22 protein-coding genes and 4 tRNA genes are annotated in these 23,757 nt (G+C 67.8%); 15 read left to right on the forward strand and 11 right to left on the reverse strand.

Annotated features, from left to right (window positions below; genetic code table 11):
- The first annotated feature begins 77 nt into the window (after positions 1 to 77).
- From CGUA_RS10700 to CGUA_RS10715, 4 genes are read left to right on the forward strand one after another with little or no spacing between them, the layout of a single operon-like run.
- Complete coding sequence (locus CGUA_RS10700; protein ID WP_290195535.1) at positions 78 to 1,112, forward strand: mechanosensitive ion channel family protein; 1,035 nt, start codon at positions 78 to 80, stop codon at positions 1,110 to 1,112.
- Positions 1,113 to 1,122: 10 nt separating this feature from the next.
- Positions 1,123 to 1,521, forward strand: coding sequence for a globin (locus CGUA_RS10705; RefSeq protein ID WP_290195538.1), 399 nt, complete (start codon positions 1,123 to 1,125; stop codon positions 1,519 to 1,521).
- Positions 1,522 to 1,567: 46 nt separating this feature from the next.
- Positions 1,568 to 2,761, forward strand: coding sequence for a chromate efflux transporter (chrA, locus tag CGUA_RS10710; RefSeq protein WP_290195540.1), 1,194 nt, complete (start codon positions 1,568 to 1,570; stop codon positions 2,759 to 2,761).
- Positions 2,762 to 2,788: 27 nt separating this feature from the next.
- Complete coding sequence (locus tag CGUA_RS10715) at positions 2,789 to 3,922, forward strand: MFS transporter (protein ID WP_290195542.1); 1,134 nt, start codon at positions 2,789 to 2,791, stop codon at positions 3,920 to 3,922.
- On the opposite strand, the gene CGUA_RS10720 is transcribed toward CGUA_RS10715, so the two are convergent.
- The 5 genes from CGUA_RS10720 to CGUA_RS10740 form a co-directional block, all read right to left on the reverse strand.
- Positions 3,919 to 4,560 (reverse strand): DUF8185 domain-containing protein, encoded by a 642-nt coding sequence (locus tag CGUA_RS10720; RefSeq protein ID WP_290195543.1) that lies wholly within the window; start codon positions 4,558 to 4,560, stop codon positions 3,919 to 3,921. The two genes, CGUA_RS10715 and CGUA_RS10720, sit on opposite strands and share 4 nt — an antisense overlap.
- Positions 4,560 to 5,015: an acyl-CoA thioesterase gene (locus CGUA_RS10725; RefSeq protein WP_290195545.1), complete on the reverse strand. Its 456-nt coding sequence runs from the start codon at positions 5,013 to 5,015 to the stop codon at positions 4,560 to 4,562. The genes CGUA_RS10720 and CGUA_RS10725 overlap by 1 nt, the downstream gene beginning before the upstream one ends.
- 172 nt (positions 5,016 to 5,187) lie before the next feature.
- Positions 5,188 to 6,858, reverse strand: coding sequence for an energy-dependent translational throttle protein EttA (gene ettA / locus CGUA_RS10730; protein ID WP_290195547.1), 1,671 nt, complete (start codon positions 6,856 to 6,858; stop codon positions 5,188 to 5,190).
- A 93-nt stretch (positions 6,859 to 6,951) separates the two neighbouring features.
- Positions 6,952 to 7,464 (reverse strand): single-stranded DNA-binding protein, encoded by a 513-nt coding sequence (locus CGUA_RS10735; RefSeq protein WP_290195549.1) that lies wholly within the window; start codon positions 7,462 to 7,464, stop codon positions 6,952 to 6,954.
- Between the two features lie 140 nt (positions 7,465 to 7,604).
- Positions 7,605 to 9,794: a bifunctional copper resistance protein CopD/cytochrome c oxidase assembly protein gene (locus CGUA_RS10740; protein ID WP_290195551.1), complete on the reverse strand. Its 2,190-nt coding sequence runs from the start codon at positions 9,792 to 9,794 to the stop codon at positions 7,605 to 7,607.
- Positions 9,795 to 9,899: 105 nt separating this feature from the next.
- Here CGUA_RS10740 and CGUA_RS10745 point away from each other — a divergent pair.
- From CGUA_RS10745 to larB, 4 genes are all read left to right on the forward strand, one after another.
- A tRNA-Arg gene (locus CGUA_RS10745) sits at positions 9,900 to 9,973 on the forward strand.
- A 580-nt stretch (positions 9,974 to 10,553) separates the two neighbouring features.
- On the forward strand, positions 10,554 to 11,870 hold the full coding sequence (locus CGUA_RS10750) for a lactate racemase domain-containing protein (RefSeq protein ID WP_290195553.1): 1,317 nt from the start codon (positions 10,554 to 10,556) through the stop codon (positions 11,868 to 11,870).
- Between the two features lie 82 nt (positions 11,871 to 11,952).
- The gene (gene larE / locus CGUA_RS10755) at positions 11,953 to 12,843 is read left to right on the forward strand and encodes an ATP-dependent sacrificial sulfur transferase LarE (protein WP_290195555.1); all 891 of its coding nucleotides are present in this window, start codon (positions 11,953 to 11,955) and stop codon (positions 12,841 to 12,843) included.
- Complete coding sequence (larB, locus tag CGUA_RS10760) at positions 12,809 to 13,483, forward strand: nickel pincer cofactor biosynthesis protein LarB (protein ID WP_290195557.1); 675 nt, start codon at positions 12,809 to 12,811, stop codon at positions 13,481 to 13,483. Before larE ends, larB begins: the two co-directional genes overlap by 35 nt.
- Here larB and CGUA_RS10765 read toward each other — a convergent pair.
- Both CGUA_RS10765 and larC read right to left on the reverse strand, forming a co-directional pair.
- Positions 13,425 to 14,297 carry a DUF1206 domain-containing protein gene (locus CGUA_RS10765; RefSeq protein ID WP_290195559.1) on the reverse strand — a complete coding sequence of 291 codons (873 nt, stop codon included), beginning with the start codon at positions 14,295 to 14,297 and terminating at the stop codon, positions 13,425 to 13,427. The genes larB and CGUA_RS10765 overlap by 59 nt on opposite strands.
- Positions 14,290 to 15,453, reverse strand: a complete 1,164-nt coding sequence (larC, locus tag CGUA_RS10770; protein ID WP_290195561.1) for a nickel pincer cofactor biosynthesis protein LarC — start codon at positions 15,451 to 15,453, stop codon at positions 14,290 to 14,292. The genes CGUA_RS10765 and larC overlap by 8 nt, the downstream gene beginning before the upstream one ends.
- Before the next feature lie 116 nt (positions 15,454 to 15,569).
- Here larC and cmrA point away from each other — a divergent pair, with 116 nt between their 5' ends.
- The 3 genes from cmrA (at position 15,570) to CGUA_RS10785 (ending at position 17,720) form a co-directional block, all read left to right on the forward strand.
- A complete protein-coding gene (gene cmrA / locus CGUA_RS10775) occupies positions 15,570 to 16,370 on the forward strand; it encodes a mycolate reductase (RefSeq protein WP_290195563.1) in 801 nt (266 codons plus the stop codon).
- A 60-nt stretch (positions 16,371 to 16,430) separates the two neighbouring features.
- Complete coding sequence (locus CGUA_RS10780) at positions 16,431 to 16,637, forward strand: hypothetical protein (protein WP_290195566.1); 207 nt, start codon at positions 16,431 to 16,433, stop codon at positions 16,635 to 16,637.
- Positions 16,638 to 16,832: 195 nt separating this feature from the next.
- Positions 16,833 to 17,720, forward strand: coding sequence for a putative endonuclease domain-containing protein (locus CGUA_RS10785; protein ID WP_290195569.1), 888 nt, complete (start codon positions 16,833 to 16,835; stop codon positions 17,718 to 17,720).
- Between the two features lie 5 nt (positions 17,721 to 17,725).
- Here CGUA_RS10785 and nrdG read toward each other — a convergent pair whose 3' ends face one another.
- The gene (nrdG, locus tag CGUA_RS10790; RefSeq protein ID WP_290195571.1) at positions 17,726 to 18,325 is read right to left on the reverse strand and encodes an anaerobic ribonucleoside-triphosphate reductase activating protein; all 600 of its coding nucleotides are present in this window, start codon (positions 18,323 to 18,325) and stop codon (positions 17,726 to 17,728) included.
- Entirely contained in the window at positions 18,318 to 20,495 is a 2,178-nt protein-coding gene (gene nrdD, locus CGUA_RS10795) for an anaerobic ribonucleoside-triphosphate reductase (RefSeq protein ID WP_290195573.1), read from the reverse strand. The genes nrdG and nrdD overlap by 8 nt, the downstream gene beginning before the upstream one ends.
- Positions 20,496 to 20,757: 262 nt before the next feature.
- Between nrdD and orn the strand changes: the two genes are divergently transcribed.
- Together orn and CGUA_RS10805 are read left to right on the forward strand one after the other, a co-directional pair.
- Entirely contained in the window at positions 20,758 to 21,393 is a 636-nt protein-coding gene (orn, locus tag CGUA_RS10800; RefSeq protein WP_290195575.1) for an oligoribonuclease, read from the forward strand.
- A 71-nt stretch (positions 21,394 to 21,464) separates the two neighbouring features.
- Positions 21,465 to 21,537: transfer RNA gene (locus CGUA_RS10805), tRNA-His, on the forward strand.
- Positions 21,538 to 21,613: 76 nt separating this feature from the next.
- Here the strand turns inward: CGUA_RS10805 and CGUA_RS10810 are convergent.
- On the reverse strand, positions 21,614 to 22,597 hold the full coding sequence (locus CGUA_RS10810) for an MsnO8 family LLM class oxidoreductase (protein ID WP_290195577.1): 984 nt from the start codon (positions 22,595 to 22,597) through the stop codon (positions 21,614 to 21,616).
- Positions 22,598 to 22,725: 128 nt separating this feature from the next.
- On the opposite strand from CGUA_RS10810, the gene CGUA_RS10815 reads away from it, so the two are divergent.
- Both CGUA_RS10815 and CGUA_RS10820 read left to right on the forward strand, forming a co-directional pair.
- Positions 22,726 to 22,798: transfer RNA gene (locus tag CGUA_RS10815), tRNA-Lys, on the forward strand.
- Between the two features lie 155 nt (positions 22,799 to 22,953).
- A tRNA-Lys gene (locus CGUA_RS10820) sits at positions 22,954 to 23,026 on the forward strand.
- Positions 23,027 to 23,085: 59 nt separating this feature from the next.
- Here CGUA_RS10820 and CGUA_RS10825 read toward each other — a convergent pair.
- The gene (locus CGUA_RS10825; protein ID WP_290195579.1) at positions 23,086 to 23,748 is read right to left on the reverse strand and encodes a hypothetical protein; all 663 of its coding nucleotides are present in this window, start codon (positions 23,746 to 23,748) and stop codon (positions 23,086 to 23,088) included.
- Between the last annotated feature and the right edge of the window lie 9 nt (positions 23,749 to 23,757).

Genomic DNA, 23,757 nt, shown 5'->3' on the forward strand with positions numbered 1-23,757 from the left:
GATAGACCAAGCTGTCCGCTTTCCCCCAACAATCAGTTCACGGAGGGGGGACGGACTTTGACTACCGTGTTGAGGTGATGACTTCGTACACTCATTCACTGACCCAAGCCAGCACAACCGAACAGCTCACCGAGAGCGCCGAGGAGGCCGCGGGCGCGGTCAACGACTTCTGGCGCAACGACCTGGTCCAGGAATGGCTGGTCCAGGCGCCGTTGAAAATCGCCGTCATCCTCATCGTCGCGAGCATCCTCCACTGGGCCCTGCGACGCACCGTCAACCGTCTGGCCAGGCGCAACATCGCCAGCGGCGGTCGAGGCACCCGCCGGCTCCTCCCCGGCCGCCTCGCCCGGCAGGACACCGAGGTCACCCGCCAGATGGAGTTGCTCTCCGTGACGCAGGAGAAACGCCGCCAGTCCCGCGTCAAGACCATCTCCGGCGTCTTCAACTCCGCCATCGCCATCGTCATCTGGACCTGGGCGGTCATGGCGATCCTCTCCGCCGTCGGCGTCAACGTCGCCCCGCTCATCGCCTCCGCAGGCGTGGTCGGCGTGGCCATCGGCTTCGGCGCGCAGTCCCTGGTCAAGGACTTCCTCTCCGGCATCTTCATGCTCATCGAGGACCAGTACGGCATCGGCGACACCATCGACGTGGGCGACGGCATCGTCGGCGACGTCGAGGAGATCTCCCTGCGCGTGACGACGCTGCGCGACATCGACGGCGGCCTCTGGTACGTGCGCAACGGGGAAATCCTGCGCATCGGCAACCTCTCCGACGGTTACGCCATCGCGCGTCTGCAGATCCCGGTCGGACTCGACAATGACACCGAGACGACCCTCCAGATCATCGGGGACGCCGCCCGGGAGGCCGTGCGCGATCCCCGCATCGCCGACCTCGTCATCGAGGAACCCGTCATCAACGGCGTCACCGACATCCAGCCCGACCACGTCTCCTACCGAGTGTCCGTCAAGACGCTGCCCGGTGACCAGTGGACCGTCCAGCGGCTGGCGCAGGCCAAGGTGGTCAACGCCCTGCGCGTCCACGGCGTGAGCATGCCCTACCTGGCCACCCTCAGCCGTCCGGGCGTCGAGAAGCCCGACGCGCTGGGCGACTAGGGTGAGGCCCATGGCAGATCCTCAGGAGAATTCGCTTTACGACGCCGTCGGCGGCGCGGAGACCTTCGCCCGCCTGGCCAAGGGTTTCTACGACCAGGTCAAAACCGACGACATCCTCGGGCCGATGTACCCCGACGATGACTGGGAGGGCGCCGAGAACCGCCTGCGCTGGTTCCTCGCCCAGTACTGGGGCGGGCCCCGTGACTACCAGGAGAACCGCGGCAACCCCATGCTGCGCCGCCGCCACTTCCCCTTCGAGATCGACCCGCCCGCCGCCGAGCGCTGGCTGGAACTGATGAAGGTCTCGCTCGACGACATCGACGGCGAGACCATCAACGAGGAACAGCGCGCCGCGATCTGGAACCACATGGAACGCGTCGCCTACATGATGATCAACAAGCCCTACTAGGGGCTTGCGCTGCGGATCCCGGCCGCCCGTCTTAGGGTCAGGTGTCATGCAGATCAAACCTGGCGAGGTCGCCCAGCGCTTCGGCGTGCTGGGGCTGACCTCCTTCGGCGGCCCCACCGCGCACCTGGGCTACTTTCGGGAGGAATTCGTCACCCGCCGCGCGTGGCTCACCGACCGCTCCTACGCCGACGTCGTCGCCGTGTCGCAGTTCCTCCCCGGCGCCGGCTCCTCCCAGGTCGGCATGGCGCTGGGCTACCACCGCGGCGGTTGGGCCGGGATGGCCGCCGCCTGGCTGACCTTCACGCTGCCCTCGGCCCTGGTGCTGGCGGTCTTCGGACTCTGGCTCGCCGACGCCGATCCCGCCACCGTCGCCGACGCCGGCTGGATCCGCGGTCTGCTGGCCACCGCCGTCGCCGTCGTCTTCCACGCCGTCGCGGGCATGGCCAAGAACCTCGCCGCCGGCCCCGTCCGCGCCAGCGTCGCGGTGGCGGCCGCGCTGACGGTGCTGCTGGCCCCGTCGACGTTCACGCACCTGCTCATCATCGCCGCCGCAGGTGTGCTCGGGACGGTGCTGCTTCGCGCCGCCGAGGACTCCCCCGCCGGCGGCGGCGACATCGATGACGACCCGGGCATCCGGCAGGTGTCCGCCCGCGCCGCGGGCGTCGCGTTGCTCCTCTTCTTCCTCCTCCTCATCGGCCTGTGGCTCGGCGCCCAGGTCGTCGGCGGGCGGTTCTTGACCCGCTCCTCAGCGTTCTTCGAGACCGGCGCACTGGTCTTCGGCGGCGGCCACGTCGTCATGCCGCTGCTGCAGGCCCACGCCGTCGACGGCGGCTGGATGAGCCAGGAGACCTTCCTCGCCGGCTACTCCGCCGCCCAGGCCGTCCCCGGCCCGCTGTTCACCTTCGCCACCTACGTCGGCGCCGTCGACGGGGGCGCCTGGGGAGCGGTCTGGGCCACCGTGATGATCTTCCTGCCCTCGGCGCTGCTCATGATCGCCGGCCTCCACTTCTGGGGACGCTGGCGCCACACCCCCTGGCTGCGCGCCGCGTTCACGGGCATCAACGCCGCCGTCGTCGGCCTGCTCCTGGCCGCGTTCTGGGATCCCGTGCTGACCCACGGCGTCACCGACGCCACGTCCCTGGCCGTCGCGGCGATCTGCTGGCTCATGCTCGCCCAATGGAAGCTGCCGCCCTGGTCGGTGGCGGCCTTCGGCGCCGTCGCGGGCCTGCTCATTCTCTAGCCCGTCCACGGTGTAGATTGACCACACATGTCCGAGTTCACTGCCAACCGCGCCCAGTACGTCGCCATCCTCGCCGGTGGATTCGTCGGTCCCTACACCGGCCAGGCGTTGACGGTCGTGCTCCCGGAGTTCGCCGACTCCTTCGACATCCCCCTGTCCCTGGCGGCCCTGACCGTCACCTCCTACCTGGTCCCCTTCGCCGCGGCGATGATCTTCTCCGGCCGCCTCGTCCGCGGCTTCCCACCGCGCCGGGTGATCACGGCCGCCTACGCCGTCATCGCCCCGCTGGCCCTGTGGCTGCTCTTCGCGCCCACCTGGTGGAGCTTCGTCATCGCCTTCGCGACGCTGGGCGTGGCCAACGCCTTCACCACCCCGGTGCTGCAGATGATCCTGCGCTCCATCAGCCCTCCGAACAGGCTCGGTCAGACGCTCGGCACCTACGCCGCGATGCAGTCGCTGGGCATGCTTTCCAGCCCCTTCGTCGCCGGCATGGTCGCCGGGGTGAACTGGCGCCTGACCTTCCTGGTCACCATGGCCATCGCGGTGTTCATCCTGCTGGTCCGGGTGCCGGACGTGCCGACCCCGGTCTCCACAGACTCGCGGACCGGGGAGCCCGTCCCGGTCCTGCGCACCCTCGTCTCCACCCTGACCAGCTTCGTCGCCGGTTTCGGCGTGGTCGGCGTCGGTGTCCTCACCGCGCTCTACGTCGGCGACGCCTTCGGCCTGGGGCCCGAAGGCCGCGGCCTCGTCGTGATGTGCGGCGGCCTGGCCGCCTTCCTGGTCACCCGGCTCATCGGCGCCATGGCGGACCGGCACGGCCCCTCGAAGGTCCTGGTGGCCAGCGCCGTCGTCGCGGCCGTCGCACTGCTGCTGCTCCCGCTGGTGCCGAAGGTCGCCCTGGTCGCTCTGTGCTGGGCCATCGCCATCGCCGCCGCCCAGGGCATGCAGGCCACGGTCAACCTGGTGGTGCTCCGCGGCCCGGCCGGCTCCTCGCTGCTGTCGACGGTCCAGGCCTTCCGCTTCGGCGGGGCCGGGGTCAGCCCCCTGGTGTACCTGCCCGTCTACACCGCCATCGGCGGACGCGCCTTCCTCCTGTCCACCGCCGCGCTGCTCGTCGTCGGCCTAGCCCAGTGGGCCATCCGCCCGCGGGCCGGCGCCTAAAAGACCAGGACGTTGCCCAGACCGGTCGAGCGGTAGACCGTGCCGAAGGGGGCGTCGAGGCGCACCCAACGCCCGGCCGCGGAGACGCGGATGTGGCGCGGGATGTCCATCGGCGCGGAGAAGCCCGGAATCAGCCCGAGCGAGGTGCAGGTGAAGATCATCCGCATCGGGATCTCCACCGTCGTGCCGGTCTGCTCGTGCTCGACGGTGATCACCGTCTGGTTGAGCAGGCTGGCGGGCGGGCCCATCGGTCCGGAGAACTGCCGGGCCAGGGCCTGGCCCTCGTCGGCGAGGGAACGCACGACCGACACCGGGAGCGTGTCCAGCTCCTCGTAGTTCTTCAGCGGGGGCAGCGAACCCGGCCAGTTCGGATCCCGGGCGGGCCCGGTCTCCGCGGCACCGGACTGGAGCGCGTCGAAAAGATCGGTCGCCGCCACCACGGCGCCGTCACGGGAGACCTCTCCCAGCACACGCCGGGACGCGACGACGTCGAAGGGAGTGGTGACGAAGACGTCGATGGACCCGTCCCCACGGTCACGGAAGCGTGCCGACGCCGACGCATCCAGATCGGCGGCCCGGCCGACCAGTGCCCGTAGGCCGGCGGCGCCGTCGGTGACGCGGAGCGACTCAACAGGCATTACTTGCCGGCCTCAAGCTCCCCGACCGGCTCGGTGCGGGTCAGAATCTTGATTTCCTTCTCCGTCAGCGAACGCGGCAGGGTCTTCTCCATGTCGATCGCCACCTGCACGCATTCGATGGCGCAGGCGATGCGCCCCTGACGGTCCTTGATCTCCTGGCGGGTGACGAAGGAGGTGTTGCCGGTCTCGACGACCTGGGATTCGACGGTCACCTCGGTGGTGTCGGGCAGGATCGGGCGCAGGTAGTCGGCCTCGATGCGGCGGACGAACACCTTGAAGTCCAGGCCCCGCGACGTGAAGTAGTCGTTGGCGAACTGGAAGCGTGCCTCCTGGGCCAGCTCAATGTAGTTCGCGTTCATGAGGTGGCCGTAACGGTCGAAGTCGGACCAGCGGACCGGAACCTTGTGGACATGCACCCCGCTGGTTCCCTGGGTGGAGTTCTGTGCATCAGACATTGAGCGGTAAATCCTCTTCTACAGTTTCTTAACCGTGCCCGGATGAAGGCGCAATCGACAATTCCATCCCAATCTATACGTCGACGTCCCCCGCCGCCCGCATCGGGATAGCTCTCTGGGCCACAATGACGAGGCACCCGACCCTGGCGGGATCGGGTGCTTCAGCGCCTGGCTAGCGGGTCAGGCGACGGTGGGTGGAGGCCTTGGGCTTGGCGGCCTCCTCGCCGTAACGGGCGATCTTGTTCTTCTCGTAGTCGCCGAAGTTACCCTCGAACCAGTACCACGTGGCCTCCTCCTGATCGCCCTCCCAGGCCAGGATGTGGGTGCAGACGCGATCCAGGAACCAGCGGTCGTGGGAAATGACCACGGCACAGCCCGGGAAGTTCTCCAGGGCGTTCTCCAGGGAACCGAGCGTCTCGACGTCGAGGTCGTTGGTCGGCTCGTCGAGCAGGATCAGGTTGCCGCCCTGCTTGAGCGTCAGCGCCAGGTTGAGGCGGTTGAGCTCGCCACCGGAGAGGACCTTGGCCGGCTTCTGCTGGTCAGCGCCCTTGAAACCGAAGGCGGAGAGGTAAGCACGCGACGGCATCTCGTTCTGGCCGACGACGATGTAGTCCAGTCCGTCCGAGACGACCTCCCAGACGGTGGCCTCCGGGTCGATGTTCTCACGGTTCTGATCGACATAGCTCAGCTTGACGGTATCGCCGACCTCGACGGTGCCGGCGTCCGGCTGCTCGAGACCGACGATGGTCTTGAACAGGGTGGACTTGCCGACGCCGTTCGGGCCGATGACGCCGACGATGCCGTTGCGCGGCAGGGTGAAAGACAGGTCCTTGATCAGGACGCGCCCGTCGAAGCCCTTCTCCAGGTCCTTGACCTCGACGACCTTGTTGCCCAGGCGCGGCGGGGTCGGGATCTGGATTTCCTCGAAGTCGAGCTTCTTGTACTTCTCGGCCTCGGCGGCCATCTCCTCGTAGCGCTCGAGGCGCGCCTTGTTCTTGGACTGGCGGGCCTTCGGCGAGGAGCGGACCCAGGCGAGCTCGTCCTTGAGACGCTTCTGCAGCTTCTGGTCCTTCTTGCCGGCGACCTCCAGGCGCTTGGCCTTGGTCTCCAGGTAGGTGGAGTAGTTGCCCTCGTAGGCGTGCAGCTGGCCGCGGTCGACCTCCGCGATCCACTCGGCCACGTTGTCCAGGAAGTAGCGGTCGTGGGTGACTGCCAGGACAGCGCCCTCGTAGTCCTTGAGGAACTTCTCCAGCCACAGGACGGACTCGGCGTCCAGGTGGTTGGTGGGCTCATCGAGCAGCAGCAGGTCCGGGGCGGTCAGCAGCAGCTTCGCCAGGGCGACGCGACGTCGCTCGCCACCGGAGAGGTGGGTGACCGGCTCGTCGGCCGGCGGGCACCGCAGCGCGTCCATGGCCTGGTCGATCTTGGAATCGACCTCCCAGGCGTCGGCGGCGTCAAGCTGTTCCTGGAGCTTGCCCATCTCGTCCATGAGCTCGTCGGTGTAGTTTGTCGCCATTTCCTCGGCGATCTCTTCGAAGCGCTTCTTCTTGTCCATGATGTCGCCGAGGCCCTCCTCGACGTTCTCGCGGACGGTCTTCTCCTCGTTCAGCGGCGGGTCCTGGAGCAGGATGCCGACGGTGGCACCCGGGTCCAGGAATGCCTCGCCGTTGTTCGGCTCGTCGATGCCGGCCATGATCTTCAGGATCGACGACTTGCCGGCGCCGTTCGGGCCGACGACGCCGATCTTGGCGCCGGGGTAGAAGGCCATGGTGACATTGTCGAGAATGACCTTGTCACCGATGGCCCTGCGTACGTTCTTCATCGTGTAGATGAACTCAGCCAATGTGTCCCCTTGGGTAATGAAAGGTGGTTTTCGTCTTTCCAAAGGGTACATCAGCGCCCCCTAGAACGGCGGTTCGGCTGGTTCCTCATCCCTTCATGCGTTGGCGTATTCGTCCTCCCTGGTCATGGGCTCCTCCGCGGTTGTGCCCATGGTGCCGTCGGCCAGGTCGGCGGCTTCGGCCGGCTCCGGGCTCTCCATCCCCTCCGGGGTGTGGGCGGCGACGTCGGTGCGCCGGCTCGAGATGATGTAGCGGTTGAGATCCAGCCCGATCTGGAAGACCCGGAGGCGGACCTGCTGACGCTGGAGGACGTTGCCCTCCACGTCGCGGAAGCGGTCGTCCGGCCACTCGTCGGTGACCAGGTATCCGGTCACGATGACCGGCATCCCCTTGCGCAAGGACTTCTTGACGTTCTTCGCCAGCTCGCCCCACATCTCGCCGTTGATGTAGAGCTGGTCAAAGTTCTGCCAGTTGTTGCTCTCCTTGTCGCGGACCGACCGCGAGGCGGCGATGCGGATCTTGGTGACCTGGTTGTCCTTGGTGACGTTGTGACGCATGAACGGGTCGTCGATGAGGTTGCCGGTAACGGTGACAGTCTGCTGGGCCATGTGATTCCCCCTGAAGTGTGGCCTGCTCCCCCGCCGGTTGGCGGTTGCCCCTGAGACTGCCACGGGGCGGCGGGGTCGGGCGTCGAGAAGCAGAAAACCTGTGGACAACTCGCGTTATCCACAGGCAGGTGCACGTCAGGCTACTTCCGCTTGAATTCGCGGCCGTAATAGTCTCCGAGGGCGTCCCCCTCACCGGAGCTGTACCGGCGCAGCATCTGGTTGTAGGCGTCGAGCTCGTCGACCGGCTCCTCCCCGGAGTCCTCCTCCGGCGCGGCCTGCCAGGGCGCGAGACCGACGTGCTTCTTCTCCACCGGGGCCGCCTGACGGGCTTCCCGACGCCTCGAGGCGGCGTCCAGCTCCGCGTCGACGCGCTCCTCGTCCTCCTTGTCCTTGGCCCGCCAGGCCAGGAACATGAGAATCATGACGTAGGTCAACGGGAAGGAGCCGAAGGCCCACGCCACGCCACCGCCGACCTTCTGGTCCGCGAGCAGATCCGGGCGCCAGGGCAACTCCAGCGAGTTGTAGAACTCCTCGCCCATGACGACGTTGAGCTGCATGAGGTAGACGCCCATGAACAGGTGCACCGGCATGGACACGACCAGCCAGGCCAGACGCACCTGGATCGGCCGGCGCCCCGGGATCGGATCCGGCCCGACCAGTTCCCAGAAGTAGAAGTAACCGGAGAGCAGGAAGACGGTGTTCATGATGACGTGGCCGGCGTGCTCGCTGATCGCCAGCTCATAGAGCGGGATGTGCACGTACAGCACGTAGAAGAAGAAGATGAACTGGAGCAGGTTCAGCCACGGGACGGTGATGACGCGCAGCCACCCGGCCCGGGTGAAGGCGTGGGCCCAGTCGTGGATGCTGGGCCGGCCCGGCGCACCCGAGTCCCAGGCGGTCATCAGCAGGCTGAGCGGGGCACCGAGCACGAGCAGCAGCGGAATCACCATGCTCAGCAGCATGTGGCCGACCATGTGCATGGAGTAGCTGGCCGGCATGTTCATGCCGATCCCCGAGCTCATCGTCAGCAGCAGTGAGGCACACCCCAGCAGCCAGTGGACGGTGCGCCTCGCCTCCCAGGATTTGCCGGCCCGGCGGATGCGGCGCACACCCCACAGGTAGACCACGGCAAGCAGGATGGCGAGGACGCCCCAGAGGATATCGAAGCGCCACATCGTCCAGACGTTGAAGAACGTCGGCGCCTGGGTCAGCTCATAGCCCATCTGGATGTCCATGGACGAGAGGTTCGGATCCGCCGGCGGGGGCGGCGGGGTGCGGCCCATCGTGATGGCCACGCCCACCACGCCGGCCATGACCATGACCTCGCCGACAGCCAGGCGCAGGAACGCCCTCGGCTTCTTCCCCAGGGAGGGGATGGTCGCCCGGCGGTGGGCGAAACCGAGCAGACCCAGGATGATCGTGCCGACGATCTTCGCGACGATGATCCACCCGTAGCGGGTGGTGAACAGGTGTTCCAGCTGGATGCGGATGAGCGCGCTGACGACGCCGGACAGGGCCACCGTGACGATCGCGACGAGGGCGACCGCACTGTAGCGACTGACCGCCAGCCGCATGTCCGGGCCGAGGCGACGCCCGTGCGCGATCAGCGCCATGAGGCCGCCGATCCAGATCGCCATGAAGATCAGGTGCCACAGGTAGGCGTTGGTGCCGTAGTCGTGCGCGCCGCCGGAGGCCGCGTGGCCCTCCATCCCCAGCGGGATGATCATGCCGATCGCGCCGAGCAGCAGAATGGGCTGGGAGGACCAGGAGCGCAGGAACAGCCCCGCGACGCCGACGACGAGGGCGATGCCCGCGGAGATCGCCCACACCTTGCTGGTGGCCACCTGCTCGACCGCCACCGAGAAGGAGGAGGGGTTGAGTACACCGTTCAGCGGGGTGCCCGACACGTCCGACAGCACCAGCGGAACCATGAGCAGGCCGACCATCCCGAAGAGGACCGCGGACACGGCCCCGGTCCGGCCGGCCAGATGACCGTCGACGGTGAGGCTGGCGTCGTTGAGCCGGGAGTTGTCGTTGTCCGGCACGTTCGGCGAAATGTAGAAGGCCGAGAACATGAAGGAGCCGATCGACAGCGCGGCGAGCATCCAGCCGACGGCCCGGAAGAAGGGCAGGCCGTAGGTCGTGGCCGGCCCCGGATCCGGGATGCCGAGTACAGCGAGCGAGTCCGCGATGAAGGAGTATGCGATGGTGCCACCGACCAGACCTGCGACGACGACCGCAAGCAGATAGATCGGCCAGGCGGATCTCGCCTTTCGACCGCCCGGGGAGGGTTCTGGCTCGGTGACCGCGACAGCTGAAGTGGTGGACATGGCCCTAAGACTAATGGTTGACGGCGATTGCGCCGGAATCCGTTTTCGCGCGGAGGTGCCGACCGGACTAGGATCATGACCCGCACCGGCTTCACGCCGGTGTATGCCTCCATAGCTCAGTGGATTAGAGCAACCGGCTTCTACCCGGTGGGTCGCGGGTTCGAATCCTGCTGGGGGCGCGTTTGCCCCACCGAACCCCGCGGCCTCGACGTCGCGGGGTCTTCGCATTTCCCGACTCCCACGCCCAATCCTGAGAAGACGGGCCCCGGCGCGCGGGGTTGTCGACGGGCGGCCCGGCCACCGTGGACACCCCTGACCGACTGACCGAATATGTCCGAATAGCAGGGGAATTGATCGAACGGATCAGTGCTGGGGGCAGACTTTCCGACGATTTCACCCCCACCACGTCAATAGAGGATAACTCGTGACTGTATGCCACCTGTGACGGCAAATTCTGTGCTTACACTTATGTACAGCTTCACTCTTTAACGAAGCACTTTAAATCGAAATCACCCCACTAAAGGAGAACCATCATGCGCGGAAGCGGCCTCATCTGGACCATCGTCGGAGTTCTGCTGATCATCGTTCTGGTGATCTGGCTCATGGGTGCCCTCTAACCGTCACCTTTAGCCACAACGTCGGGTGCCGTCGGCCTCCCCTGTGAGGGGAGGCCGACGGCGTTCCTCATTTTCCGGGACAGTTTCCGTGCCGGTGGCCCGGCTGCTTGAAAACACGGGGGCGGCGGGGAAAGCTGTAGGTATGACCACAGAGAACCTCACCCTCCCCGTCCCCGCCGGCCTGGCCGAGCGGGCCGCGCTGCTGGGCTCCCCCACCGACACGCTGACCGAGGAGCAGGCCCGCGAGTTCATCCTGGCGCAGCTCGCCGAGACCGACGTCGACGGCAAGAACGTCGTTATCGTCATCCCGGACGGCACCCGCTCGGGCCCGCACGGCCTGATGATCCAGGCCGCCTATGACGCCATCGCCGACCGCGTGGCCTCGCTGCACATTCTCATCGCACTGGGCACCCACGCCGCGATGGAGGGCCCGGCGATCGCGAAGCTGCTGGGCGTACCCGCCGGTGGCGTCGAGAAGCGTTTCCCGAAGGCCAAGGTCGTCAACCACGACTGGCACAACCCGGACGCCATCGTCTCCCTCGGCACCGTCCCGGCGGAGGAGATCGAGCGACTGACCTCCGGCCTGCTCACGGACCGGGCCATGGACGTGCAGATCAACAGGCTGGTCGCCGAGGCCGACGTCAACCTCGTCGTCGGCCCGATCTTCCCGCATGAGGTCGTCGGCATGTCCGGCGGCAACAAGTACTTCTTCCCGGGCTGTTCGGTACACGACGTCATCGACATCTCCCACTGGGTCGGCGCGCTGATCACCGCCTCCGACATCATCGGCACCCTGGGCATCACCCCGGTCCGACAGCTCGTGGACACCGCCTCCGACATGATTGCGGGCGAGAAGCTGGCGGTCACCTACGTCGCGACCACCGGGGACGACGACTCCGTCAACCTGCACTCCGTGGCCTTCGGCGACACCAAGGCGGCCTGGGCCGCCAACGCGGAGATCGCCCACCAGACCCACATCAAGTGGCTGGACGCCCCGTACCAGCGCATCGTCTCCAAGGTCCCGACCATGTACGAGGACCTGTGGACCGGCGCCAAGGGCGTCTACAAGATGGAGCCGGTCTGCGCCGACGGCGGCGAGATCATCGTCTACGCGCCGCACATCACCGAGATCTCCGAAATGCACCCCGGCATCGGCGACATCGGCTACCACTGCATCGACTACTTCATCAAGCAGTGGGACAAGTTCAAGGACCACCCCTGGGGCGAGATCGCGCACTCCACCCACGTCCGTGGCCTGGGCGAGTACGACGCGGAGACGGGCGTCGAGAAGCTGCGCATCTCCATCACGCTCGCCTCCCAGGTGCCGCGGGAGGTGTGCGAGGCCTACAACCTCGGCTACGCCGACCCGGACGCGCTGGACTGGGAGGAGTTCGCGAAGGATCCGGACACCCTCGTCGTCGAGCACGCCGGTGAGATCCTGCACCGCCTGAAGAAGTAACCCCTCCCTGCCCCGGCCGCCCCCGCTTAACTCCGGAAAAACCATTAGGTATTTCCGGGGTTCGGGGGTTTAAGGTAGGACCATGTCACTCCCCCAGCCCGACTCCGCCGCCCGGGTCCTCATCGACCGCGTGGCCGAGCACCTGCCGCGCGAGGGCCGCCTAGGCGTCGCGTACTCCGGCGGCGTCGACTCGGCGACGCTGCTGGCCATCGCCGAACACGTCCTGGGCCATGAGCGCGTCCTCGGTATCACGGCGATCTCCGCCTCCTTCGCCGCCCGCGAGCGCGCGATGGCCCGCGACACGGCCGCGCTGATCGGGGCCGCCGTCATCGAGGTCGAGACCCACGAGGAGGAGAACGAGGGCTACATCGCCAACGACGTCGACCGCTGCTACTTCTGCAAGGACGAGATGTTCGAGGTCATCGATTCCTCGGTCATCGAGGAGTACGGCCTGGCCGCCGTCGCCTACGGCGAAAACGCCGACGACGCCGAGCGCGTGGACCGGCCGGGGGCGCGCGCCGCCACCGAGCACGGGGTGCTGCGCCCGCTTGCCGACGCCGGCCTCACCAAGTCCGACGTCCGCCAGATCGCCCGCGCTTTCGGGCTGCCGGTGGCCGACAAGCCGGCCGCCCCGTGCCTGGCCTCCCGCGTCCCGCACGGCCTGGAGGTCAACCGCGAGAAACTCGCCCAGATTGAGGCGCTCGAGCTGACCCTCTACGAACTGGGTTTCTCCACCTCCCGCGTCCGTCACCACGAGCGCATCGCGCGCATCGAGCTGCCGGTCGAGGAGATGGCGCGTGCCATGGAACCGGAGATCGCGGCTAGGATTCTTGAGTCCGCACTCGCCGCGGGGTTCACCTACGCGACGATCGATCTCAAGGGAATCCAGTCGGGCGCGATGACGCTGGCCGCACTGAACGCAAAGGGGAAGCTGAACTATGTCGGAGCAGGAACGGACCAAGCAGGTCGGTGATTTCGCCCGCCTCGACCTCGACCGGGTCCGGCGGCGCGGCTACCCGGAGGCCATCTACTGCGAGTCCAAGACGCTCGAACAGATCAGCGCCATCGCCGCCGCGGTGAAGGACTCGGCGCAGACGACGCTGTTCACGAGGCTTCTCGACGGCCACGCGGAGGCGGCGCTCAAGGTCCTGCCCGGCGCCTTCCACGATCCGGGGGCCCGTTTCCTCGCCTGGCCGCCTGAGGCGCCGGAACCCAGCGGGGTCGACATCCTCGTCGTCTGCGCCGGCACCTCGGATCTGCCGGTGGCCCGGGAGGCGATGCACACCGCCCGCTACCTGGGCCGCAGCGTCGACCTGCTCGCCGACGTCGGCGTGGCCGGCATCCACCGGCTGCTCGCGCACGAGCAGCGGCTCAAGGCCGCCGGCGTCGTCGTGGTCGTGGCCGGCATGGACGGGGCGCTGCCCAGCGTCGTCGGCGGGCTGGTCTCCGCGCCGGTGGTCGCGGTGCCGACCTCGGTCGGCTACGGCGCCGGCTCCGGGGGCGTGGCCCCGCTGCTGACGATGCTCAACTCCTGCGCCCCGGGCGTCGGGGTGGTCAACATCGACAACGGCTACGGGGCGGGTCACCTGGCCGCGCAGATCGCGGCGCGGTGAGTTTCTTGGCGTGGAGCGGCTGAGTCGACCACGCCATGCAGAAGATCGCGAAGGCGATGAACCCGGCCGCCACCACGGTCAGCAGCCAGCTGCCCAGGGGCTGGTTGAGCAGGAAATGGATGGCGTGATTCATCGTGCCCGCGTACTGCGGCACGGCCGCGATCGCCGACCACGCGAACAGGCCGCCGATGATGCTCAGCGACGTCCCCAGGGCCATGTAGCCGAACGTCCCCAGCGCCACCACCCAGGTCTTGACGGGTCCCACGAACTCGTCGACGAAGATCCGGCCGATCCCGCGCCCGATCTGGCCGACGCCGATCGAGATGACGACCACCCCGCCGAGGAGCACCGCCAGGCGCCCGCCCGGCCGGGACATGAGGCCGGCGACCACGTCCGACCAGGACGGCCCGCCGCCGACGCCACGGATGTTGAGCGCGACGAGCAGCGCCAGCACGCCCACCGCGAGGTAGATCAGCGCCCGGCCCAGCGAGGCGATTCGCCGGTTGAAGCGGCGCAGCCCCCCGAGGTGGACGTAGCCGAACATCGCCTCGATGAGCTGCCAGATCACCAGGAAGAACAGGCCCGTCGCGGCGACGATCAGCAGTCCATTGCCGAAGGGGCGGGACGCGACGTAGTCGAGCACGCTGCGGAAGGAGGCGTTGCGGTCGACGTTGTAGTCCCCCCAGGCGATGCGCAGCACGATAGCGCCCAGCAGCCCGTAGACCAGCCCGAACACCACCAGTCCCACGCGGACGAGCGCCAGGTAGAGGCGGTTGTTCTGGACCCGGGCGCTCAGCCGCTCGATCTCACCCATGTGACGCCCGGCGGAGGACGTCCGTCACCGGCACAGCCAGCTGCCCGGCGACCCGCCGCACGTCCTCGTACTCCGGTTGGCGGGTGAGGTCGCGCCCGCCCCGGCTGCCGACCTTCACAGCGATCTCGTGACCGTCGACGGTGACCGTCTCGAAACGGCGGTCCAGCCCCTCGCGCTCGACCTCCCAGTGCCGCACGCCGAAGGTGCTCGTCTGCGTGAACAGGACCTCCTTGAGGGCGGCGAGGGCAGGCTTGTCGACGAGCGCGTGGACCGTGTGCGCCGGGCGCCCCTTCTTCATGTGGATCGGGCTGGTCCAGGCGTCCCTCGCTCCGGCGGCCAGCAGGGCGTCGATGACGTCCGGCCACAGACGCGGGTCCAGGTCGTCGACGTTCGCCTCGACCTGGACCAGGATTCCGGTGTCCGAGTTGGCGGCCTGCCCGGTCTGCGCCCCTGCCAGGACGAAGACGCGGACGACGTTCGGACGGCCCGGGACGTCCCTCGTGCCGGCGCCGACGCCGACGCGGGTGACCGTTCCCCCGGGCAGCGGGCCGGCGGCGCCGGCGAAGTGCCGGATGAGCGCGACTCCGGTCGGGGTGGCCAGCTCCCCGGCCCCTCCCACCGTCGTCGGCCAGCCGGTGATGAGCTCCGCGACCGCCGGCACCGGCACCGGAATGTCACCGTGGGCGACCCGGACGCGACCAGAGCCCAGGGCGATCGACGTGGCGGTGACGCCGCCCGCGTCGAGCTGCCGCAGCCCCTCGCAGACGCCCACCACGTCGGCGATCGAGTCCAGCGCACCGACCTCGTGGAAGTGGATGGTCTCCGGATCGACGCCGTGGACGCGCCCCTCCGCTTCGGCGATGAGGGCGAAGACCGCCTGCGCATGGGTGCGGGTGCTTTCGGCGAGGTCGGCGTCGGCGAGCATGCTGCGGATGTCGGCCCAGTGGCGGTGCGGCGGATCCGCCACGAGCATCTCCACGTTCACCTTGGTGGCCCGCATCCCCGCCCGTGTGACCTGCTCCGAGGTCAGGCGCACGGAATCGGCGACCACCGCGTCGACGGCGCGCTGGATGTCCGGGAGGTTCGCGCCGGCGTCGACGAGCGCGCCCAGCAGCATGTCACCGGCGACGCCGGCACTGGTGTCGATCCAGAGCATCTTCGAAAAGCCTCCACTGTGCACGGGATAATTGCTCTGCCCAGGATAGGCCACCCGGGCGAGCGTCCATTAGCGTGGGAGGGCAGTCAACCGTCCCCGCACACAGGAGCTCCCCCATGGCACTGCCCACCCCGACCCCCACCAGCTACGCACTGGTCACCGGCGCGTCCCAGGGCATCGGCGAAGCCATCGCCCGGCGCCTCGGCGCGCTGGGCCACAACGTCCTGCTCGTCGCCCGGCGCGAGGACGTGCTCAAGCGCATCGCCGGCGAGATCGCCGCCGACCACGGCGTCGACGCCCGCGTCTTCGCCGCCGACCTGTCCACGGAGGCGGACGTCACCGCGCTCATCGAGGAGATGAGCCGCACCCACGTCCACATCCTCGTCAACTCCGCCGGCATCGCCTCCTTCGGCGCCTTCATCGAGCAGGACTGGGACTACGAGGTCAACCAGTTCAACCTCAACGCCACCGCCGTCTTCCGCCTGACCAAGGCCGCGATCGACCAGATGGTCCCCCGCGGCGAGGGCGCCATCTGCAACGTGGGCTCCGTCGCCGGCAACGTGCCCATCCCCAACAACGCCACCTACGTCTTCACCAAGGCCGGGGTCAACGCCTTCACCGAGGCCCTCCACTACGAGCTGAAGAAGAAGGGCGTCGGCGTCACCCTGCTGGCCCCCGGTCCGGTCCGCGAGGCCGTGATCCCGGATGAGGAGAAGTCCATCGTCGACCGCGTCGTCCCGGATTTCCTCTGGACCACCTACGACTCCTGCGCCGAGGACACGCTCGACGCCCTGGCCGCGAACCGACGACGCGTCGTCCCGGGCCCCCTGTCCAAGGCCATGGATTTCCTCTCCACCTACGCCCCGCACGGTCTGCTCGCCCCCATCATGGGCAAGTTCTACGCCAGGATGGGGTAATGCCCAGATTCCGGGGGTCGCTGCCCCCCAAATTTAGGGCGTACCAATAGGCTGTCGGGAATGAACGCATCGTCTTTGAACCCGAGACTTGTCGACGAGTTTCTGACGACCCTCGACTCAATCAACGAGTACGCCGCGCCGCTTCGTCAGCAGCGTGACGCCGGCTCCCGGCAGATCAGCCATGACCTGGAGCATTCCGACGTCAACGACCTCTGGGTAAAGGTCACGCGCCTCGATTCGCTGCGGGAGCAGCTGTTTGCGCGCTAGCGCCGACGTGCGCGGCCAAGACCCAGGGTGACAACCCCCGGGTGAGTACTGACCCTGGGTTTTGCGGGTGAGAAAGCGACTCACCCGGGGGTTGTCACCCTGGGTCTTGTGGATATCCATGCCGCCGGGGCGAGTTATCCACACGATTGCCGGAGGCCGCAGCTCAGGCGGGCGGAACCCGAGACGATCAGAGGCGTGACACTTCCGGAACTCATTGAGCTACGACGCGCTCCTCTCGGGGATCGTCGCCTCCGCGATCAGCTCGCCAGCGACTCACTGGTCCTCCTGACGCCTGAAATCGCCGTCGACCGCGACGCCTACCGGCAGCTGCCGCCCTGGGATCGCACGCTTCTGCGCGCCCGGGCCGTCGGGACGGCCGCCAGCTCGGCGGTGCTCACCGGCAAAGCGGCGGCCCGGCTGTCGGGAGTGGCGGTGCGGGGCTGGGACGAACCGATCGCCCTGGCCTATCCCTCGGGCAGCCCGCCCCCGGCGAAGGATCGCCGAGCGGGAATCGCCTATCTGAACACCGCCATCCCCGAGCACGAGATTCGCCTGGTCGCCGGCGTCCGGGTCGCCGTCCTGTCACGGTTCCTGCGCGACATCGCCCGGATTGACGGCCTGGTGGACACGGTGGTCGCCATCGATTCCATTCGGCGGCGTTACCCGGACACGGACGAGGCATGGTTCTACCGCCGGTGCACCGACAACCGTCGTTTCCCCGGCGTCGCCACGCTCCGCGAGGTCATCCGCCTGTCCAGCGCGCTGGCGGAGAGCCCGCTGGAGTCCGAGGCGCGGGTGCGGCTGCTTCAGGCGGACCTCGGCCCGGTGCGGGAGCAGGTGCAGATCGGCGACCACCGGGTGGACTTCCTCGTCGGCGACGACGTCATCACCGAGGTCGACGGCGAGGTGAAGTACGACGGGGTGACCTTCAACCAGCCGGTCGACGCGGTGATCCGGGCCGAGCGACGCCGGGAGAAGGCCCTCCAGAACGCCGGCTACGTCGTTCTCCGGGTCGGTGCGGAGCATCTTCGGGAGGAGGGCGCCGGCCTGATTCAGCTGCTCCGGCAGGCGCGGCGCCGGTGAAGGCCTCAGACGAGGGTGGCCACCTCGTATTTCACCGGCGCGCCGGCCACCAGCGAGACGGGAACGTCGATGAGGCGCTGGTTGGCGGAGCCGGCGAAGGGCTTGAGGTTGCCTTCGTCGCGCTCCTCCTGGATGAACTGCCCGTCGATGAGGACGTCGAGGGATTCGAGCAAGGAGCGGCGCTCGTCGCCGAAGAGGCGCAGAATCTCCCAGGTGTAGCCGGAGTACGACCAGACCGTCTTGCCGGGCAGTTCCTCACGGATGCGGCGAACCAGCGGCAGCAGCCACCTGGCGGACAGGAAGGGTTCGCCGCCGACGAGGGTCAGGCCCGCGACGTGGGGGTTGGCCAGGTCGCGCAGGATGCGCTCCTCCAGCTCGGCCGTGTACGGGTTTCCGTAACCCTTCTTCTGGGCGGCCTTGTTGTAGCAGCCCAGGCAGTTGAAGGGGCAGTAGCTGACGTAGAGCGAGCAGCGCAGCCCCTCCCCGTCCAGGGCCTGGAAGGGTTTGTAGTCGGCGACGCGGAACTCGTCGGTCTGCTCCCACGTCCGGGAGCGCTCATCCATGGCCTCGATGCGGGAACGTCGGGCGTCGGAAAGCTCAGACATGCTTCACCCGGGAAGCGATCTCGGTCTGCTTGCCTGCGACGACCGGGCGCTTCATCGGGGCGCCGAGGTAGCCGCAGAGGCGCCGGGTGACGGAGGCCTTGTCCTCGTCGCGGTTGCCGCAGGAGGGGCAGACGTAGCCCTCGGCGTCACAGGAGAACTCGCCCTCGAAATCGCAGACGAAGCAGGAATCGACCGGGGAGTTGATGCCGAAGTAGCCGACGTGCTCGTAGGCCTCGTCCCAGATCGCCTCGAAGGCGACCGGGTTGGCCAGCAGGTTCGGGGCCTCGACGTAGTACATGAAGCCGCCCGGGGTCAGGCGCATGTACTCGGCCTCGAAGTGGATCTTCGCCAGCGGGTTGGTGTCCAGGTAGCTCGGGAAGTGGAAGGAGTTCTCGTAGTACTCGCGGTCGTTGACGCCTTCGATGGTGCCGAAGCGGGCGCGGTCGAGCTCGGCGAAACGGTCGCAGAGGCTTTCCGACGGCGTCGAGTACACCGACATGCGGGCGTTGAAGCCCTCCTGGGCGGCGTCAACGCGGCGGTTCATGTGTTCGAGGAATTCCTGCGACAGGGCGCGCAGCCGCTCGTCCTCGTGCCAGTCGACGTTGCCGGTCAGGGCCACCATCGCGTTGTGGATGCCGATGTAGCCGAGGCTGATCGAGGAGCGCTTGTAGTTGTCGCCGGTGTAGAAGTCACGGACGCTCTTCTTGCCGGTGGGGTCGCCCATGCCGCCCTGCGTGTACATGACCGGCGCGTTCTCCAGGTCGGCGGAGAGGATGACCTCCTCGCGGAGCTTCAGTGCCTTGAGGGCGAGGTCGATGGCCTCGTCGAGGCCGGCGAAGAAGTCCTCGACGGAGCCCTCGGCGGCGGTGGCGATGCGCGGCAGGTTCAGGGAGACGACGCCGAGGTTGTTCCGGCCGAGCAGCTCGTACTCGCCCTCGGCGTTCTTCCACGGGTGCAGGAAGGAGCGGCAGCCCATCGGGGTGATCAGCTGGCCGTCCTTGGATTCACGGATGCGCGGGACGGAGATCAGATCCGGGTAGATGCGCTTCATGGAGCAACGCATGGCGGCCTGCTTGATGTCGTAGTTCGGATCCCCCGGGGCGTGGTTGACCCCCTCGTCGACGAAGAAGAGGATCTTCGGGAAGATCGCGGTCTCGCCGCTCATGCCCCTCTCGCGCACGGCGAGGATCGCCTTCTGGATCTCGCGGGCGCACCAGGAGGTGCCCATGCCCAGGGACACGGAGGTGAAGGGGGTCTGGGCGGCGGCCGTGGTCAGGGTGTTGACCTGGTACTCAAAGGCCTGCATCGCGTCGTAGATGTCCTTGACGGTCTTCTTCCTCGCGTGGTGGGCGACGGCCTCGACGTCGTCGAGGACCTCGGCGTAGAGTTTCCGGTTCTTCTCCAGCGTCATCTCGGCGTAGGGCTCGAGCAGCCTGTCGATCTCATGGATGGAGATGCCGCCGTACTGCTCCCCGGAGATGGCGCCGAGGAGCTGGACGAGCAGGGTCGCGGCGACGCCGATGGAGCGCGGCGGTTCGATGCGGGCGTTGCCGAGGATGAAGCCGTTGGCCAGCATGTACCCGAAGTTGGGCAGGGAGCAGTTCGGCATCGCCTCGAACGGGGAACGGTCCAGGTCGTGGACGTGGATGAGGCCCTTGATGTGGGCGCGGCGCACGTCGGTCGGCAGCAGCTGCAGGCCCTTGGCCTTGACGATGGCGCCGGCCATGATCTCGCGCTGGGTGGTGAAGGTGCGGGAGTCCTTGTTGCCGTTTTCGGCGAGGACCTTGGGGTCCTTGTCGGTGACGCGGGACAGCGCGTGGGCGGGATCCACGGAGCGGGCGATCAGCGCGTCCTGGACGCCCTTGTACTCGCGGAAGGCCGCGAGGACGGCCGGCGACTCGGCCAGTGCGTCCTGGACCAGGTCGAAGAGTTCGTGGGAGTGGATGCGGCCCAGCGCGGCCGCCCGCTCGGTGATGCCATGGACGAGGTCGGCCTTGGGGGCATGGAAGTCGACGTTGAAGACGCGCTCGGCGGAGTTCAGGTCGTTGAGGAGCTTGCGCGGCCGGTAGGCGACCTCGCGGCCGTCCTTCTTGACCACCCGGACGGTGGCTGCGAGGACGTCGGTCTCGGGGTGCAGGGCGACGAGGTGGCCGGTGGTTGCTGCGGTCATGCGAGAAACTCCTTAGGGCTGAAGACTTAAGACGCGAGAATTACACTGCTGTTATCTCACTAATTCACGAAGCCTATCTGATTTGCCAACACGGCACCCTGGTGACGACCGCCACAAAACACTACATGTAGTGCCAATGGAAGAAATTGACTACCCGATGTCGTGCCGCGAGCCATCCCCCACAGCCGGCGATGTAGCCGTGTCTACCGGCTCCGATAGGGTTACTTTCATCAATCCCCGCCTACCCAGAAGGACCCACAAAATGAGTTCCCCGATTCCCGCCAAGGACGACCGCCTGGTCTGGGTCGACCTGGAAATGACCGGCCTGGACACCGACCGGCACGTCATCGTCGAGGTCGCCGCGCTCGTCACCGACGCCGAACTCAACATCCTCGGCGACGGCGTGGACATGGTCGTCCACGCCACCGAGGAACAGCTCGCCGAGATGGATGACGTCGTCGTCAAGATGCACGCCGACAGCGGCCTCGACACGGAAATCCGCGCCTCCGCCACCACCATCGAGGAGGCCGAGGACGCCGTGCTCGCACTCATCGAGGAGCACTGCAGCCCGGAGCACCCGGCCCCGCTGGCCGGCAACTCCATCGCCACCGACCGCGCCTTCATCCACAAGTACATGCCCCGGCTCGACGCCGCCCTCCACTACCGCATGGTCGACGTCTCCTCCGTCAAGGAGCTGGCCCGCCGCTGGTTCCCGAGGGCCTACTACCAGCAGCCGGCCAAGGGCATGTCCCACCGCGCGCTGGCCGACATCGTCGAATCCATCCGCGAGCTGGAGTACTACCGCCGCTCCGTGTTCGTCGGGATGCCCGGCCCCACCACTGAGGAGGCGCGGCAGGCCGCCGCCGACGCCATCGCCTCCTACGAGCGCCACCTCTAGCCCCATGAGCAGCGGTTTTTGCGTTTTAAGTCGCCTGGGCTAATGTTAATCCCGCTGCGCAAGCGGCAATGGTGGCTGTAGTTCAGCTGGTAGAGCACCAGGTTGTGATCCTGGGTGTCGCGGGTTCGAGTCCCGTCAGCCACCCCCAAGAAGACGAGGTCCGGGTTTACCCCGGACCTCGTCACTTTTCCCGGTCGGCCACGCTCTGGACGGCCATTGCCTAGTCGGCCAGGCCCGCCAGCAGCTCCTCCGAACGCGCCCGCCCGGCAGGATCGCTCATGCCGGCGGTGATGAGGACGTCGTCGGAACCCGTGTATGCGACGATGCGTTTGAGCTCCTCCCGAACCTGGGCGGGCGTTCCGTGGACCGTCGCCTCCAGCCCCTCCCGGATCCGCTGCCGCTCCCGGCCGCTCAGGGGGCCATGGTCAATGTCCGCCACCCGGGCGAGGTGCTCGAAGGAACCGGTGCGCCGGGAGATCACCGTCGAGTGGATCTGCGGCAGGAGCAGATCCCGGGCGGCCTCCTCGGTGTCGGCGACCGCGAGGTCGAGCGAGACGATGACCTCCGGTTCGGGGGCGTTCGCGCTCGGGATGAAGCGTCGGCGGTACTGCTCGAGCCCCTCGTGCGTCCGCCCCTCCCCCGCCACCAGGGAGGGGCCGCCGACGATCACCCGCAGGCCCAGCTCGGCCGCGACGGAGAGCGAGCGGAACCCGGCCAGCACCCAGAGGGGCGTCGCGCCGTCGTTCGCCGGGCGCGCGGTCACCGGCCCCTCCCCGCTGAGGAAGGCCATCAGCTCGGCGAGGTCGTCCGCGTAGCGCTTCTTCAGTTCCACGGGTTCCCCCTGCCTCAGGGCCCCGCGCACCGGACCGGTGAAACCGACGGAGTTGCCGACCCCGGCATCGACCCGTCCCGGAAACAGCGCCTCCAGGACCGCGATCTGCTCGGCCACGATCAGCGGCGGGTGGCTCGGCAGCATGATGCCGGCCGTGCCCACGCGGATGGTCTCCGTCGCCGCGCCCACCGCCGCGGCCAACAGCGCCGGCTGGGAACCGGCGATACCGGGCACGGCGTGGTGTTCGGCGGTGAAGAAGCGGCCGAACCCGAGCTTCTCGACGTCCCGAGCGTGGGCCACCACCGACCTGAGGGTCTCGGACTCACTCTCACCGGCGAGGGAATGGGCACGATCAAGGACGGAGAAGCGCATGCCCCCAGCCTACGTCCACCGACGGAAAGCAGCCATGACCTCACGATTTTACGTTTCTGTCACCTGTGGGTAATATTTTTACTCGTTGGAGCGGAGAGCACGGACTCCCCGTCGACAACATGAGGTACGCGCCATTAGCTCAATTGGTAGAGCATCTGACTCTTAATCAGAGGGTTCGGGGTTCGATTCCCTGATGGCGCACAGCGCGACCCCTCGCCGGATGATTCTGGCGAGGGGTCTTCTCTTTCCCGGATACCCGCCGGAACCAGCGTATTTTCTTTTTCTCCGGGCCATAGGTTAATGTTTCCTCCCGTTGCAACGGAGAGCACGGACTCCCCGTCGACAACATGAGGTACGCGCCATTAGCTCAATTGGTAGAGCATCTGACTCTTAATCAGAGGGTTCGGGGTTCGATTCCCTGATGGCGCACAGCATGCGAGCACCCCGCTACTCCGGTAGCGGGGTGCTTCGCTTTCGGGCGGTCGCCCCTACCCCAGCTCCGCCGCCAGCTTGTCCGCCTGGTGGAGGAAAGCGTCCACGACGGCGTCTTCGTCTATCCCGGTGGCGCCGAGGTACACCCCGTGAGCGCCGAGGGGCAGGTGCGCGACGTAGCTGCGCGTCGGCCCCTCGGCGAGCGGGGCGTGGACGGTCACGACGTAGCCCTCCGCGCCCCGCTCACGTAAGGCCTCGGGCAGCTGCGCGAAGGCGTACTTGGTGAGAAGCTGCCGGTCGGTGACGGCCATCGGGCAGCTGGCCAGCACCTCCGAGTAGAGCGTCGCCGTGTCAATGGTGCGTTCCCCCCGCAGGGAGTAGAGCCCGAGGGCCAGCGTGTCGCCGGTTCCCTCGTAGAGGACGACGCTGGAGGCCTCCGGGGTGAAGGTCGTGTTCAGCACCGCGGCGATCGCGTCGCCGCAGGCGCCCGTGTCGGACAGCGGCACAAGGCCGACGCCGAGGGCGGTCTCCTGGCCGGTCGCCTCCAGCGGCCGTTCCGAGCTTTCCGGGGTGAAGGTGAGTTCTTCGGCGGTGAGCAGCAGCGGCGTCAGCTCCGGCGCCGAGAGCGGGTCCGCGGGCTGAGCCGCGGCGCACCCGGCCAGCAGCACGGACGCCGCCGCCAGCGTGAGCCGCGCCCGACAGCCACCCGCTCCACCCATCGTCCCACC

Origin of the sequence: Corynebacterium guangdongense (assembly GCF_030408915.1) — a bacterium.
GTDB classification, from domain to species: domain Bacteria; phylum Actinomycetota; class Actinomycetes; order Mycobacteriales; family Mycobacteriaceae; genus Corynebacterium; species Corynebacterium guangdongense.

Excerpts from the sequence above, each read along its gene's own strand:
- CGUA_RS10700 (WP_290195535.1), top strand. The coding sequence starts at position 78 with ATGACTTCGTACACTCATTCACTGACCCAAGCCAGCACAACCGAACAG.
- CGUA_RS10705 (WP_290195538.1), top strand. The coding sequence starts at position 1,123 with ATGGCAGATCCTCAGGAGAATTCGCTTTACGACGCCGTCGGCGGCGCG.
- chrA (WP_290195540.1), top strand. The coding sequence starts at position 1,568 with ATGCAGATCAAACCTGGCGAGGTCGCCCAGCGCTTCGGCGTGCTGGGG.
- CGUA_RS10715 (WP_290195542.1), top strand. The coding sequence starts at position 2,789 with ATGTCCGAGTTCACTGCCAACCGCGCCCAGTACGTCGCCATCCTCGCC.
- CGUA_RS10720 (WP_290195543.1), bottom strand. The coding sequence starts at position 4,560 with ATGCCTGTTGAGTCGCTCCGCGTCACCGACGGCGCCGCCGGCCTACGG.
- CGUA_RS10725 (WP_290195545.1), bottom strand. The coding sequence starts at position 5,015 with ATGTCTGATGCACAGAACTCCACCCAGGGAACCAGCGGGGTGCATGTC.
- CGUA_RS10735 (WP_290195549.1), bottom strand. The coding sequence starts at position 7,464 with ATGGCCCAGCAGACTGTCACCGTTACCGGCAACCTCATCGACGACCCG.
- CGUA_RS10740 (WP_290195551.1), bottom strand. The coding sequence starts at position 9,794 with ATGTCCACCACTTCAGCTGTCGCGGTCACCGAGCCAGAACCCTCCCCG.
- CGUA_RS10750 (WP_290195553.1), top strand. The coding sequence starts at position 10,554 with ATGACCACAGAGAACCTCACCCTCCCCGTCCCCGCCGGCCTGGCCGAG.
- larE (WP_290195555.1), top strand. The coding sequence starts at position 11,953 with ATGTCACTCCCCCAGCCCGACTCCGCCGCCCGGGTCCTCATCGACCGC.
- larB (WP_290195557.1), top strand. The coding sequence starts at position 12,809 with ATGTCGGAGCAGGAACGGACCAAGCAGGTCGGTGATTTCGCCCGCCTC.
- CGUA_RS10765 (WP_290195559.1), bottom strand. The coding sequence starts at position 14,297 with ATGGGTGAGATCGAGCGGCTGAGCGCCCGGGTCCAGAACAACCGCCTC.
- larC (WP_290195561.1), bottom strand. The coding sequence starts at position 15,453 with ATGCTCTGGATCGACACCAGTGCCGGCGTCGCCGGTGACATGCTGCTG.
- cmrA (WP_290195563.1), top strand. The coding sequence starts at position 15,570 with ATGGCACTGCCCACCCCGACCCCCACCAGCTACGCACTGGTCACCGGC.
- CGUA_RS10780 (WP_290195566.1), top strand. The coding sequence starts at position 16,431 with ATGAACGCATCGTCTTTGAACCCGAGACTTGTCGACGAGTTTCTGACG.
- nrdG (WP_290195571.1), bottom strand. The coding sequence starts at position 18,325 with ATGTCTGAGCTTTCCGACGCCCGACGTTCCCGCATCGAGGCCATGGAT.
- nrdD (WP_290195573.1), bottom strand. The coding sequence starts at position 20,495 with ATGACCGCAGCAACCACCGGCCACCTCGTCGCCCTGCACCCCGAGACC.
- orn (WP_290195575.1), top strand. The coding sequence starts at position 20,758 with ATGAGTTCCCCGATTCCCGCCAAGGACGACCGCCTGGTCTGGGTCGAC.
- CGUA_RS10810 (WP_290195577.1), bottom strand. The coding sequence starts at position 22,597 with ATGCGCTTCTCCGTCCTTGATCGTGCCCATTCCCTCGCCGGTGAGAGT.
- CGUA_RS10825 (WP_290195579.1), bottom strand. The coding sequence starts at position 23,748 with ATGGGTGGAGCGGGTGGCTGTCGGGCGCGGCTCACGCTGGCGGCGGCG.